The organism is Pyxidicoccus caerfyrddinensis, from assembly GCF_010894405.1.
In the GTDB taxonomy this organism is placed as follows: Bacteria; Myxococcota; Myxococcia; order Myxococcales; family Myxococcaceae; genus Myxococcus; species Myxococcus caerfyrddinensis.
Genome location: NZ_JAAIYA010000007.1, coordinates 158,120 through 172,053 on the forward strand (window position 1 = coordinate 158,120; position 13,934 = coordinate 172,053).

At 71.4% G+C, this 13,934-nt stretch carries 9 protein-coding genes; 3 read left to right on the plus strand and 6 right to left on the minus strand.

Annotated elements, in window-relative coordinates:
• Window positions 1-5 precede the first annotated feature (5 nt).
• From G4D86_RS18440 to G4D86_RS18450, 3 genes are all read left to right on the plus strand, one after another.
• Window positions 6-1,577, plus strand: a complete 1,572-nt coding sequence (locus G4D86_RS18440) for a cytochrome c family protein (RefSeq protein WP_163995288.1) — start codon at window positions 6-8, stop codon at window positions 1,575-1,577.
• 208 nt (window positions 1,578-1,785) lie between these two features.
• Window positions 1,786-3,666, plus strand: coding sequence for a LysM peptidoglycan-binding domain-containing protein (locus G4D86_RS18445; protein WP_420821860.1), 1,881 nt, complete (start codon window positions 1,786-1,788; stop codon window positions 3,664-3,666).
• A gap of 32 nt (window positions 3,667-3,698) precedes the next feature.
• Window positions 3,699-4,700 carry a L,D-transpeptidase family protein gene (locus G4D86_RS18450; protein ID WP_163995290.1) on the plus strand — a complete coding sequence of 334 codons (1,002 nt, stop codon included), beginning with the start codon at window positions 3,699-3,701 and terminating at the stop codon, window positions 4,698-4,700.
• Between the two features lie 12 nt (window positions 4,701-4,712).
• Here G4D86_RS18450 and G4D86_RS18455 read toward each other — a convergent pair whose 3' ends face one another.
• From G4D86_RS18455 to G4D86_RS18480, 6 genes are all read right to left on the minus strand, one after another.
• The gene (locus G4D86_RS18455; protein WP_163995291.1) at window positions 4,713-6,467 is read right to left on the minus strand and encodes an ATP-binding protein; all 1,755 of its coding nucleotides are present in this window, start codon (window positions 6,465-6,467) and stop codon (window positions 4,713-4,715) included.
• 70 nt (window positions 6,468-6,537) lie between these two features.
• The gene (locus G4D86_RS18460) at window positions 6,538-9,240 is read right to left on the minus strand and encodes a serine/threonine protein kinase (protein WP_163995292.1); all 2,703 of its coding nucleotides are present in this window, start codon (window positions 9,238-9,240) and stop codon (window positions 6,538-6,540) included.
• A 121-nt stretch (window positions 9,241-9,361) separates the two neighbouring features.
• Window positions 9,362-10,132 carry a hypothetical protein gene (locus tag G4D86_RS18465; protein WP_163995293.1) on the minus strand — a complete coding sequence of 257 codons (771 nt, stop codon included), beginning with the start codon at window positions 10,130-10,132 and terminating at the stop codon, window positions 9,362-9,364.
• Window positions 10,129-11,409 carry an ABC transporter permease gene (locus G4D86_RS18470; protein WP_163995294.1) on the minus strand — a complete coding sequence of 427 codons (1,281 nt, stop codon included), beginning with the start codon at window positions 11,407-11,409 and terminating at the stop codon, window positions 10,129-10,131. The genes G4D86_RS18465 and G4D86_RS18470 overlap by 4 nt, the downstream gene beginning before the upstream one ends.
• Complete coding sequence (locus tag G4D86_RS18475; protein WP_163995295.1) at window positions 11,406-12,107, minus strand: ABC transporter ATP-binding protein; 702 nt, start codon at window positions 12,105-12,107, stop codon at window positions 11,406-11,408. Before G4D86_RS18475 ends, G4D86_RS18470 begins: the two co-directional genes overlap by 4 nt.
• Entirely contained in the window at window positions 12,104-13,765 is a 1,662-nt protein-coding gene (locus tag G4D86_RS18480; protein ID WP_163995296.1) for a hypothetical protein, read from the minus strand. The genes G4D86_RS18475 and G4D86_RS18480 overlap by 4 nt, the downstream gene beginning before the upstream one ends.
• Window positions 13,766-13,934: the final 169 nt, after the last annotated feature.

Here is a 13,934-nt window from a genome sequence, read left to right on the forward strand (position 1 = left end):
ACCCCATGCGCCGCGTCCTCGTCGCCGCGCTGCTGGGCGCGTCGCTCGCCGGGTGCATGCGCAAGGAGTCGGCGTCGCCCGCCGCACCCGAAGCCGGCACGACCGCGGCGACACCGAGCGCGGCGGCCCCGGCGTCCAACAGCGCCCCGGGCGCCATCCTCTTCGTCTCCGCGGACACGCGCGGCTACCTGGGCCCGTGCGGCTGCAGTGAGAACATGCGCGGCGGCATCGCCCGCGCGGCCTCGCAGGTGCTGGAGGCGCGCAAGGGCCCCCTGCCCGTCCTCTACATCGACGGCGGCAACAGCCTCTTCGGCGAACCCGAATTGAAGCCCGGCCAGGTGCCCCAGGAGGAGCGCAAGGCCAAGGCCCTGTCGGACGCCATGCGGCTGATGGGCCTGGCCGTGCGCGCCACCGGCCCGCTGGACGAGACGCGCGGCGTGCAGTTCCGCCAGGGCCTGGGGCTCCCGGAATTGGCGCCCGGCGCGGTGAAGGTGCTGCCCGCGGGAGCGCGCAAGGTGGGCGTGGTGGCGGCCGAGACTCCGGAGCAATTGGTGGAGGCCAGCGCCCGGGCCCGCGCGGAAGGGGCGGACTTCGTGCTGGCCCTGCTGGACGCCACGCTGGACGCGGCGCAGGCCGCGGTGGACCGGCCGGGCCTGAAGGCGGACGTGGTGGTGGCCACCCGCACCGCCACGGAGTTCAGCGGCGAGCAGAACAAGCTGGTGCGCGCCACGGTGCCGGTGGTGGCCTTGCAGAGCAAGGGACGCTCGCTGTTGCGCGTGGACCTGGGCTACGCGCCGCAGCCGGGCGCTTTCACCCTGCTGAAGGGCCAGGGCGACACCGAGCGCGAGGTGGCGGCGTTGGACCAGCGGCTCGCGCTGCTGGACAAGGACATCAACCTCCCCGGCGTGGACCCGAAGCTGAAGGCGCTGAAGCAGGGCAAGCGGGACGAATTGGTGGCGCGCAAGCAGGCGCTCCTGACGGCGCCCTCCGCGCCCCCCGGCGACACCAACGGCTTCACGCTGCGCTTCGTCCCGCTGGAGTCCGGCCTGCCCTCGAATCCGGACGCGCAGGCGCTGGTGGCGGCGTACGACGCGGACGTGGGGAAGATGAACCTCGCGTGGGCGAAGGAGCACGGCCAGGACTGCCCCGCACCGAAGAAGGGCCAGGCGGCCTTCGTGGGCAGCGACACGTGCCGCACCTGCCACGAGGAGGCCTTCCCCGTCTGGGAGAAGTCCAAGCACTCCCACGCGTGGGACACGCTGGAGGCGCAGGGCAAGCAGTTCCACCTCAACTGCGTGAGCTGCCACGTGACGGGCTGGGAGCAGCCCGGCGGCGTGTGCCGCCTGGACAAGGTGGCCGGCCGCGAGGACGTGGGCTGCGAGAGCTGCCACGGCCCGGGCTCGGAGCACGCGGACGCGCCGTCCAAGGACACCATCATCGCCTCGCCGGGCCAGTCGGTGTGCATCACCTGCCACAACCCGGAGAACTCGCCCCACTTCGACTTCGCGACCTACCTGCCGCGAATCCTCGGGCCGGGGCACGGAAAGCCGGTGGGGAGCGGGAAGTCCACGCCGTAGGTCGTGCTCGCCTGGACGCTTGCTCCCACGCGGCGTCCACGAATGAGCCACACGGCGCGACTCGTTGTTTGACTGTCAAGAAAAAGCGCGAATACTTCGGCCTCCGCCTGCTTCTGGGCGCTTCTGGGTTCGCGACTCCATGCCGCCTCTTCCGCTCCTGCTGCTCGCCCTGGCCTCGCTCCCAGCCTCGGAGGGCGCCCCTCCTCCCATGCCCCCGCCTCCTCCCGGCATGCGGGTGCTGGCCGCGGATGAGAAGCGCCTGCTGACGGGCGAGGCCCCTCCCGCGGGCGGTGAGCCCACCGCCGCCGAGGAGCCCGCGCCCGAAGAAGAAGAGGCCACCAGCGAAGAGGTGGAAGCCGAGTCCGCGGAGCTGGAGGAGATGCGCGCGCTGGAGGGCGCCGCGTTGGACCCGCAGGCGCGTCCCAACGCGGAGGTCATGCAGTCGCTGCGGCGGCTGGGGCTGGCCAACCCGCTGCGGATGCGGATGCTGGACGCGCTGGACGAGCCGACGTTCCGCGAGGACGACACGCCCGCGGAGCTGCCGCTCATCACCGACCTGGCCAACTTCGACGTCGCGCAGATTCAGGACCGCTACGACATCCCGGTGGAGATGCAGCCGCTGGTGGCCCAGTACATCCAGTTCTTCCAGGGCCCGGGCCGGCGCTGGTTCCGCAAGTGGATGTCGCGCGGCGCGCGGTACATGCCGGTGATGCAGCCCATCCTGGAGCAGTACGGGCTGCCGAAGGACACGGTGTACCTGGCGATGATTGAGAGCGGCTTCTCGGCCAACGCGTACTCGTGGGCGCACGCGGCGGGGCCGTGGCAGTTCATCTCCAGCACGGGCAAGCAGTACGGGCTGAAGCAGGACTTCTGGGTGGACGAGCGCAGAGACCCCATCAAGGCCACGCGCGCGGCGGCGTCGTACCTGAAGGACCTCAAGCGGGAGCTGGGGCACTGGTACCTGGCGTGGGCCGGGTACAACACGGGCTCCGGGCGCGTGCGGCGGATGGTGGAGCGGCACGGCACGAGCGACTTCTGGGTGCTCTCCGAGGAGCGCGGGCTGGCGAAGGAGACGAAGCACTACGTGCCCAAGCTCATCGCCGCGGCGCTGGTGGCGAAGAACCCGAGCGCGTTCGGCTTCGCCGAGGAGGAGTTCGAGCCCGAGCCGGTGCTCGAGTTCGACGAGGTGGAGCTGACGGACGCGGCGGACCTGGACGTGGTGGCGCGGGCGGCGGGGGTGAGCGTCAAGCTGGTGCAGGACCTGAACCCGGAGCTGCGCCGCTGGTGCACGCCGCCGGCGAGCACGAAGAACCCGTACCAGCTGCGGGTGCCCCGGGGCGCGGGGACGACCTTCGCGGAGAACTACAAGAAGATGGCCCCCGCCGAGCGGCTGGCCTTCCGCGTCCACAAGGTGAAGCGCGGGGACACGCTGTCGCAGATTGCCGAGAAGTACGGCACCGCGTCCGAGGCCGTCCTCCAGATGAACCAGCTCAAGTCGGCGCGCACGCTGAAGCTGGGCCAGGAGCTGGTGATTCCGGTGCCCACGGGCAAGGGCGGCGGAGGCGGCACGACGGGCGGCGCGCTGGCGAGCAAGGTGGCGCAGGCGCGGCGCAGCGGCGTGGTGGTGCGGCCCGAGGACGAGGTGCCGGCGGGCGCGCCCAAGGGGCCCGTGGCCGCGGGTCCGGTGAAGACGGAGAAGCTGAACGGCCGCACGCGGGTGACGTACGGCGTGCAGTCCGGCGACAGCCTCTGGGTGGTGGCGACGAAGTTCAACGTGTCGGTGGACGACCTCAAGAAGTGGAACAACCTGACGCGGCGCAACCCGACGCTGCAGGTGGGCTCGCTGCTGTACGTGTGGCCGGAGGGGAATGCGGCCACGGCGCAGGTGCAGGAGCGCTCCGGCACGGTGGTGGCGAAGACGGTGGCGGCGAAGGCGGCCGGCCGGACGCACGCGCTGGCCGAGGGTGAGACGCTCTGGTCCGTGGCGCAGCGCTACGGCGTCTCCGTCGAGGACATCATGCGGTGGAACAACATCAAGGACCACCGCACCATCCCCACGGGCAAGCTGCTCAACCTGAGCGCGCCCTGACGCCGGGCGGGTGATTTGCACTGCGGCGGGGGATGACCACCACCCTTCCGCCGCAGGACGCTCGCTCGCTGCTTCCCCTTCCCGCCTCGCAGGACGTGCCTCCGACGGAAGGCGTCGCGCCCGTCGCGCCCAGGCCGCCTCCGCGTCAGGCGAACGCCAGCCAACCGCTGGATGGCCGTCCGTCGTACGGGATGCCGCCGCAAGCCCGCGCGCTGGAGTCCTCGGGAGCCAACCTCGCTGCCGCCCTGCCCCGCCTGCCGGAGCCGCCGTCCAACGCCCGCTTCACCGGCCTGCCGCAGCTCGCGGACGTGGCCTCGGGGCAACAGGTATTGGGGCCGGGCACGAAGGGAGACGGCCTGCGCGCCGTGCAGTCGGCGCTGCTCGACCTGGGCTTCTCGCTCCACGGCGGCGCGGATGGCCGCTATGGCCAGCAGACCGAGCGGGCGCTCCGCAACTTCCAGGTCCACGCCTCGCGCACCTTCCCCACCGTGCGGCCCACGGGCTCGCTGGACGCCGCCACCCTGCGCGCGCTGGACGCCCTGGCCCCCGCTCCGGGCGCACGTGGCCAGTCCCGCAGCCTGCCCTCCGCCTTCTACGACGGCCAGCCCGTCCGCGTGGTGGTGGCCCTGCGCGAGCACCGCACCTTCCTCTTCGACCCGGAGGGGCGCCTCGTGGACATCTTCCCCAACGCCACCGGCACCGCCGCCACGCCCACGCGCACGGGGCTCAAGGTCGTGCGCTCGAAGCTTGACCAGGCCGCCGCTGAGTCCGCGGGCGCGCGGCTCTGGAACGACCGGCACGTCTTCGGCGCGCGCATCCTCGATTTGTCCTGGGCGGACGGGCGCCACTCGGGAGAGGAGCTGCATGGAACCAACGCCCCCGCCCTGCTGGGCTCGGACGTGTCCCACGGCTGCATCCGTCACTCGAATGAGGCGGTGCTCGTGCTCCACGACGCGCTCTCCGCGGGGGACCGCGTGGCCATCGTGGAGCACGTGGACGACCCGCACCTGGGTGTCCCGGTGCCGGTGTCCTGAGGCTCGCTCCGGCTACCCTTCGAGCAGCGCTTTCAGCTCGCGCACGCGGCGGGTGATGAAGTCGCGGTCCAGCTTGCGGAAGCCCTCGGGCAGCAGCTCGCGGCTGGTGCACTCCTGCACCGCCACCAGGTTCTGCAGCTCGATTTCGAGCGGGTAGCTGGGGGGCACGAAGTCCGCCAGCACCGCCGCCACGTCGTCCTTGCCCACCGACTCGCGGCCCGCCGCCAGCGCGCGGAACTTCGAGCGCACCATGACGGCCTCGATGTCCGCGCCGCTGAAGGCGCGGATGCCTTCCGGAATCAGCGCGGCGAACGAGTCCACGCCCTCCACCGCCACGCCCGTCTTCTTGGACATGACCCGGAAGAGCTCGTCCCGCTCCGCGTCCGACTGCGGGTAGAAGAGCGCGATGTGCTCCTCCGCGCGGCCCTGACGCTTGAGGTCGATGGGCAGCAGGTCCGGGCGGGCCGTCATCAGGAACCAGACAATCTTGCCGCGGTACTGCGTGTTGCCCATGAAGGAGGCGATGGAGCCGAACACGCGGCTGCTCGTCCCCGAGTCACCGCCGGAGTCGCGGTTGCCCAGGAAGGTGTCCGCCTCGTCGATCATCACCGCCACCGGCCACAGGGCCTTGAGCAGGTTGAAGATCTTCTCCAGGTTGGACTCGGTGACGCCCTGCCACTGGCTGCGGAAGTTGAGGAACTTCACCACGGGGATGCCAATCTCCCCGGCGAAGCAGCTCACCATGAACGTCTTGCCCGTGCCCACCGGTCCGGTGAGCAGGTAGCCCATGGGCATCACCTCCATGCGTCCCTTCTTCAGGGCGCTGGCGGCCTGCCGCAGCATCTCCTTGGCCTTGGTGTGCCCGGCCACCGAGTCCAGCGAGTGCGACGGCTCGATGAACTCCAGCAGGCCGTGGCACTCCGCCTGGATGATTTCCTTCTTCTTCTCCTTGAGGAGCTCCGGAGTAATCCGAATCTCGCGCTCCAGCGCTTCGGTGAGGACGCGGTCCAGGTTGATGCGGGACAGGCCCGCCGTCATCTTCGCCAGGCCCGCCAGCGGCACGTCCGACAGCGACTGCAGCCGCTTGCCCTCCAGCTTGTAGCGCACGTACTCCAGCCGCTCCTCCTCGTTGGGGAGGGGCAGCTCGATCGGCGCCGCGTAGGGGTTGCGGCTGATGCGCGGGGAGATGTCCGCCAGGTTCTCCGCGAGCAGGACGACGGAGACGTCGCCCGCGAGGAACTGCGGGTCATGCGCCCACTTGTCCAGCGTGGCCAGCACGAAGCGGTCCTCGGTGGAGAGGTGCGAAATCTCCCCGCCCGGCACCAGCGTCTCCGCGAAGTCGATGATGAGCGCCAGGGACTTGCCCTCGCTCACGCGCATGCGGAGGAAGTTCTCCAGAATCTGGAGCGCCCGGCCCGGATCTCTCGGCATGACCTTGGCGTAGTCCGTGCCGTACATGGCGTCGTAGCCGGACATCGTCCGCATCAGGTCCTTCTGCGTCTCCGGGGTGGCGGAGCGGACGCCGGACGAGCGGTCGTAGAAGAGGACGTGGTCCCGGCCGCCGAAGAGCTCCTCGGAGAGGAACGTCTTCAGGGTGCCGAAGCCGCGGCTGCCGTCCTCCATCTGCAGGGGCTGCAAGTCGCGCACGGCCCCGTACAGCAGGAAGGTGCTGACCGTCTTCGTGTAGTACTTCCGGGCCAGCTGCTGCGCCCAGCGGGGCAGATCCGCCAGCGGATCCGCCTTGTTGACCTTGCGCACCTTGCTCACACACGCCTCCTCTGGCTCCGCCGTTTGCGGGGAGCCGGCCCGCCCGCTCCCGAGGGGAGCGGGCGTGGGGCTAACGGCAGCCGCGCTGCCGCTTGAGGGAAGCCCGCGCGGTCGCCGGTCCCTGCCCCGACTGCGACTCTGTCACGTCCGCCTCGGCCTCGTCGTGGCACTTCAGCTTCAGCTGGAGCTGCCGGGTGCTGGCCGGCACCTGGACGACCGCCGGGGTGACCGCTCCCAGGTCCTGGCCATCCACGAAGATGGTGGCGCCGGTCGGCTTGGAGTCGACCTTGACGGACACCTTCTCCACCCTGGGCTTCAGCTTGAGGCTCACCTCGGCCGGGCCATCTTCCGAGACGGCGACCTTCTGCGACGCCGTCTTGTACTCCGGAGCGCTGACCTCCACAGTCCACTCCTGACCGGTGATGGGCACGCTCTTGATGAAGCGGTCCTTGCGGCCTCGCGGGCGCACCACAATGCCGTTCACCGTCACCTCGGCGTCCTCGGGCTCGGTGTCGAGCATCAGGGACCCCGTGCGCGACAGGCTCTCCAGCACCACCTGGACGGGGGTGACGTCCTTGCCCTTGGCGACGTCCACCGTCTTCGTGAAGGGCTTGAAGTTCTCCGCGCTCACCACGACCATCACCTGGCCGGCGGGGACCTCGCGCAGGAGCGCCGTGTCCTTGCCCACGGTCACCTGCTGCGTGTCCAGCAGCACCTTCACCGAGCCCCGGGCGTCCACCGGGACGCCCTGCAGGTCCACCAGGATGTAGCCGGTGCCCGGCCGCGAGACGGCCCAGCCGACCCCGACCAGCAGGAGCAGCGCCAGCACGCCCAGCGCGCCGAAGAGCGCCACGCGCTTGTCCAGGCCCCGGCCCGCCAGCGCGGGCACCGCGGCCGTCGGCCGCTCCTGGTCGTCGTCCTCGTCCTCCTGCCGGGCGGCGCCGCGAGCACCCGGGCCCATGACGGGCGGCGGCGGACGCGACATGCCCTGGCCCAGGTCCGGCGGCAGCGCCGAGCGCGGAATGCCCTGCGACACGTCCGGCGGCAGCGCCGAGCGCGGAATGCCCTGCGACACGTCCGGCGGCAGCGACGTGCGCACCATGCCCTGCGACATGTCCGGCGGCGGCACGTCGCGAACGATGCGCGGCAGGCCCTGGCTCTCGGGGCCGCGGCCGGGCCGCAGCGTGGGCGGCGGCGCGTCCACCGGCGACAGCGTGGGCACGCTCATGGACGCGCGCGGCGGCATGGCGGGCGAGAGCGGCGGCGACACCGTGACCGGCATGTTCGCCTGGGACAGACGCGGCGCCGAGGGCGGCAGCACGGCCGTCTTGCCGGTGATGGACTCCTCGTCCTCGCGCGCGGGCACGGCCCGCGTCTCCAGCGGGGTGACGGCACGGCCGACGTTGGCGCCCGGCTGCGTGGTGGGCTCGGGGCTGTCGTCGAAGACGTGGTCGCTGGACACCAGCTGCGTGGCCAGGTGCTCGTCCTCCTTGGGCGCGGGCGCGGCGGTGGCGGCCGTCAGCTTGGGCAGCGCGGCCAGCGTGGGCGAGCGGCGCACGCCGTTGTTCGCGTTGTTCCCGCTGGACGTCACCGCGCCCATGGCGGCCGTCGCACGCGGCGGCTGCGGGGCCACCTGCGGTACCACCGGAAGCGCCGCGGGGGGCGGCGCTGCGGCGGCCGCGGCGGCGGCGGCGGCGGCGGAATTGGCGGCAGCGGCGGCGGCGGACTGGCCCGGCGTGCTGTTGAAGGACGCGGCCTCCAGGGCGGCCAGCATGCCGTCGGGCGGCTTGATGTCGGCGTACTCGATGAGGCGCTGCTTCTCGCGCTCCACCTCTTCCGCGAAGGTGGACTTCATGTACTGCATGAGGTCCTTGCGGCTGAAGATGGTCTCGCTGGTGATGAGGAAGCGCTGCAGGTCGTCGCCCAGCTCGCTGGCGTACTGGTAGCGCTCGTCCACGTCCTTCGCGAGCGCCCTGAGGACGATCTTCTCCAGCGCCTCGGGGATGCGCCGGTTGTACGTGGAGGGCGGCGGCACCTCGGCCTTGCGCACCTTCTCCAGGACGCTGAAGTCGCTGTCGCCCACGAAGAGGCGCTCACCGGTCAGCATCTCGTAGAGGCACACGCCGATGGCGAACACGTCCGAGCGCCGGTCCAACGGCAGGCCGCGGATCTGCTCCGGGCTCATGTAGCCGAACTTGCCCTTGAGGATGCCCGCCTGCGTCTTGGTGGCCTTGCCCGCCGCCTTGGCGATGCCGAAGTCGATGACCTTCACCTCCCCCTCGTAGGAGATGAGGATGTTCTGCGGCGAGATGTCGCGGTGGACGATGTTCATGTCCCGCCCCATCCCGTCCTTCTTCCGGTGGGCGTAGTCCAGGCCCTCGCACATCTTGGACACGCAGAAGGCCACCAGCGGCACCGGCGCGGGCTCGCCCTTCTTCCGGCAGCGGTCGAAGATCGCCCGCATGTCCTTGCCGGGGATGTACTCCATCGAGATGAAGTAGCTGCTGGTGATGTGGCCCAGCTCGTAGATGCTCGCGATGTTGGCGTGGGTCAGCTGGACGCTGATCTTCGCCTCGTCGATGAACATCGAGATGAACTCTTCGTCCTCCGCGATGTTCGGGAGGATGCGCTTGATGGCCACGAGCCGCTCGAAGCCGCTCGCGCCGAACTGCTTCCCGCGCCACACCTCCGCCATGCCGCCGATGTTGATGCGGTCGAGAAGGAGGTACTTCCCAAACGGGATGGGCTGCCGCTTCGGTTGAGTGGTCGTCACGTGGGGGAGGGTCCGTTCGCAGGGAGCCTAGCGATCGCCACTCCACAGGGTCAACCACGGGTGCGACTCCCGCACCCGGGCAGGCAGGCTGGCCGCCCCCCCTCCGTCCGGCCGTGGCGGCTCAGGGGGAGACGCTGGAGGTCCCCGCGTCGGCGTCAGCGGGCTGCGCTGCTACATCCCCGTCGCGGAAGGCGCCAGTCTGTTCCTCGTCCGGAGGCGTGGGCCGCACCAGCAGGAAGCGCGCCTCGCCCCGGGCGGACACCACCGCGGGCACGCCGAAGCGGTGCTCCGCCGGCAGCCCCACCAGCGTCACCCAGGCGCCCTTTCGCTCCGGGGCGACGCAATACAGCAATGTCCCCGGGAGAACACCCGGGGCCTCGCGCACGGGGCCCTCGCAGTCCTTGCGCACCTGCAGCGTGTAGGCCGCCACCGGCTCGCCCCGGACGAGGTACGGCGGCTTGCCGAGCTGCTCCAGCAGCGGCTGGAGGATGCGCGGGTCGTCCGGGACGGCCTGCTCCGTGGCCAGCTCCTGCGCCAGCTGGTGGAAGCGCTGGAGCGACACGGAGGCCACGTCCAGCGAGGACAGGGGCACGCGGCTCTCCGCCAGCACCAGGTCCACGAAGAGCGAGCCCACCAGCAGGATGGGCAGCAGCCGGTAGCCCTTGAAGCCCTCCGCCCTGTTTCCGACGATGCCGCCTACCACGACGAGTGTGGCCAGCACGGTCAGTGCGAGCACCACCGCGGGCCCCACGGGCGAGGGCAGCGAGGTGAAGGCGGCCACCTCCGCGCTCCGGGCGCGCACGGCGTCCGCGAGGTCGCCGCCGTAGATCCAGGCGAGGGCGGCCAGGCTCAGCACGTTGCCGAGCAGCGTCTTGCGCGAGGGGAGCGTCATCCGGCGAGCGTGCGCGCCGGGTCGGTGGCGGCCGCGCGGCGGGCGGGGAAGTAGGCGCCGGCGAGCGCGGCGAGCAGGCCCAGCAGCACGCCTCCCACCACCACCGGCCAGGGGAAGGAGAAGAAGCTGTCGGGCTTGAAGGGGAAGTTGGGCAGGTAGCCCGCGGCCAGCCGGTTCACGAGGAAGGCCAGCAGCAGGGCGATGGCGGTACCGGCGGCGCCGCCGAAGAGGCCCACCACGGCGGCCTCGGCCAGGACGATGCCGCGCACGTCCGCGCGCGACGCGCCCACCGCCTGCATGACGCCAATCTCCTTGGCGCGCGCCCGCACGGAGGCCGACAGCGCGTGGGCGATGTTCACCGCCGCCAGCAGGCAGATGAGGATGGACAGCAGCGCCAGCGCGGAAGTGACGAGCGCCACCGCCGCGCCCGTGTTCTCCGCCATGCGGCGCTCCTGGTCGTCGATTTCCAGCCCCATGCCCTTCACCGCGTCCACGATGCCGGGCACCTGCGAGGGGTCCTTCGCCACCAGGGTGACGCCGGTGAAGCTCTCCGCGTCCACGCCGGCCTCGCGGTTGATGCGCACCGCCGTCTCCAGCGGAATGGTGATGCCGGCGAGCATGGCCCTGTCGGACGCACCCACCACCTGCGTCGTCGCGGTGCGCGTGGGCCCCCCGCCGGTGGCCGCCACGTAGGAGCGGTTGAACTCCACCGGGAAGCCGAAGCCCACGAGCATGTTCGCGGACAGCTGCGGCAGCTTGCGCGCCGGGGCGAACGTCTTGTTGTACAGCTCCAAGAGCCGCGTGGACACGAGCGCCGGAATCGGCTGGCCCTCGCCCGGGTCCTTGAACTCACCGAGCTGCACGTCGCCCTTCACCAGGCCCGGCTCCACACCCACGGCGAGGACTTCCATGCCCATGCGCAGCTTCGTGCCGAAGAAGACGCCGTCGTAGCGAGTCACCGCGGGCACGCGGACGTTCATCTTCCGGTACGCGTCCTCCACGCCGGGCAGCGCGCGCAGGCGGTCCACGGTGGCCGCGTCCAGCTTGCCACCGCCGAGCAGCGAGCCCAGCGACACCGCCGCGGGCACCACGTCCACCAGCCGCGCGTCGGTGGGGAAGATCTTCTCGCGGATGACGCGGCCCACGCCCAGGCCCATGCCCACGAAGAAGACGAGCGCGCCCACGCCCATGGCCACGCCGAAGGCGGAGAAGAAGGCGCCCTTGCGCTCACGCGCGAGGCTCAGCCGCACCAGCCGGGACAGCGCGTCCAGCCTCACGGGGCACCTCGGGTGGCCAGGTGCAGGTCGGCGCGCTCCTCCACGAGCCGCCCCTCCTTCAGTCTCAGCACGCGGCGGGCCGCGGCGCTCATGCGCTCCTCGTGGGTGACGGCCAGCACGGTGAGCCCCTCGCGGTGCAGTTCCTTGAACAGCTGGATGACGCCCTCGCCGGTGGCCGAGTCCAGGTTGCCCGTGGGCTCGTCGCACAACAGCAGCTTGGGCCCGCTGTAGAGAGCGCGGGCGATGGCCACGCGCTGGCGCTCGCCGCCGGACAGGCGCACCGGCGCGCGGTCCTTCTTCGCGCCCAGGCCCACGCGCTCCAGCATGGCCTCCGCGCGCTTGCGGCCGTCCGCCTGCGGCGCGCCGAAGTGCGAGGGCAGCAGCACGTTCTCCAGCGCGGAGAGGTTGGGGATGAGGTGGAAGGACTGGAAGACGAAGCCCACGTGCGTGTTGCGGAAGCGCGCCAGCGCCTTGTCGTCCAGGCCGCGCAGCTTCACGCCGCCCACTTCGACCTCGCCCTGGTAGTGCACGTCCAGCCCGCCCAGGAGGTGCAGCAGCGTGGACTTGCCGCTGCCGGACGGGCCGACCACCGCGACGAAGTCCCCGTCCTCCACGTCCAGGGACATGCCGTCGAGGACGCGCACCATCGTGCCGTCCCCGTCCACGTACTCCTTCACGATGTCGCGAGCGCGAATCACGGTGTGGCCGGCTGGGTGGTGGTGGCGGCCGCCGCGGCCGGCGTCAGGCGCAGGGACAACTCCGCCTGCAGCGCCTTCTCCTTGCGCGACACCGCAAGCGTCACCGCGCGCAGGTCATCCGTGGCCTCCAGCCAGCGCACGGTGGTGGCCTTGATGGCGAAGCCACCGATGCCCCAGGCCTCGGAAGGCAGGTTCTTCACCGCGTCCGACAGGCGGCGCAAATCGAGCACCAGCGTGAGAGCGGCGTCCTTGCCGGCGTCCTTCAGGTCCGCGGCCACCGGGCCCTCACCGGCGGGCTTCGCGAGCGAGGCCAGCGTGGACTCCATCTGCACCTTCGGGGCGGCGACCACCAGTCGCCCGTTGGGAGCGAGCGCGAAGTGGGCACCCTCGCCCGCGCGGTAGGACGTGAGGTAGACCTTCTGCCCCTTGAGGTCGGCCGGCTCCACCTTCGCGCCGAAGTCCTCGGCCATGGCCGGCAGCTTCTCCAGCGTGGCCTGCGTCTTCGCGGCGTCCTCGGTGTCCGCCAGCGCGACGAGGTGCACGAAGCGGAAGGGGTTGGTGCGGCGGAAGTCCAGCGCGGGCATGCCCGAGCCGAGATTCACCGTGGGCGACAGCGACATGCCCAGCACCATGCCGGGCTTGAGGTTGTCGAGCACCTCCGTCTTCATGTCGAGCCCGCTCTTCTGCACCGCGCGGGTGATGTAGCCACCCAGCAGGTACGGCCACGCGCCGTCGAGGTGCGACGGGTCACCCCGGAAGCGCGCCACGAGGAAGCTGTCCGCGGGCAGCGCGCCCGTGAGGTCGGAGGCATCCTTCATCGGGTCCAATGCCGCGAGCGACGCCTGCGTGTCCGGCCACGGCGCGTCCGCGTGCACCGTCACCGCGCGCTCTTCGATGCGGCCCGTGAGGGTGATGCCCTGGACGGTGCCAGCGGGCACGAGCAGGCCGCTGCCGCCGGGCAGCCACACGTGGAAGTCGCGCTCGGACGGGAGGCGCTTGAGGGACGCGGCCAGCACGGGCTCGGTGGCAAGCGACTGCTCCGGGGGCATCGTGGCCAGCGTGCGCAGCGTGGCCACCGAGGAGCCCGCGCCCAGCAGCGCGTAGTCGGTGCCCTTCAGGAAGAGGATGCCCAGCGCGGGCTCTGTGGAGCCAGGGCGGCTGAAGGTGACGAGGTTGCCGCCATCCACAGAGGTCTTCTGCGTTTCCGAGGCACCCAGCCGGCTGCCAGCGAACTTCGCGAAGGTCGCCTGGAGCGCGTCCGCGTCCTTCACGCCGACGATGGAGACGGCACGGTTGCCGCCGAGGAAGGCCGCGCCCGCGCCGCGTCCGGGGGCGATGCCCGCGGCCTCCAGCGCCTGGCGGCTGCGCAGGTCCACGCCCACCTGCCGCATCACCGCGGAGACGTAGCCCTCGGCAGTGGAGAAGTTCTGGAGCTGCGCGGCGAAGGAGGCGACCTTGAGGTTCTGGAAGCGGGCCAGCTTCTCCCCGAGCGAACCGAGGTCGTTGATGACCACGGCGGCCTGGGCGTCTCGCGGAAGGTAGCGGGCGGGACCCGCCGCGGCGCTCGAGCCGGTGGGGCCGGCGTCCTTGCCGCAGCGGGAGCAGCCCGCGACGGCGAGCACGAGGAGGAGGGTCGGAAGCCAGGCTCGGCGGAACATCCCGGCAGGACAGGATGCCTGGGCCGGAGAGTCAATTTATTCGTGGGTGCCGTGTAGGACCGACCCCAGGGCAAGGGGGCGGATGACGGGCAGGCAACGTCCGGGTCCGGGTTTCACGCGTGGCGTGGGTTGCCGGGGTGGCCGGGGACTCTCTTGAGCGGTCCCCTCC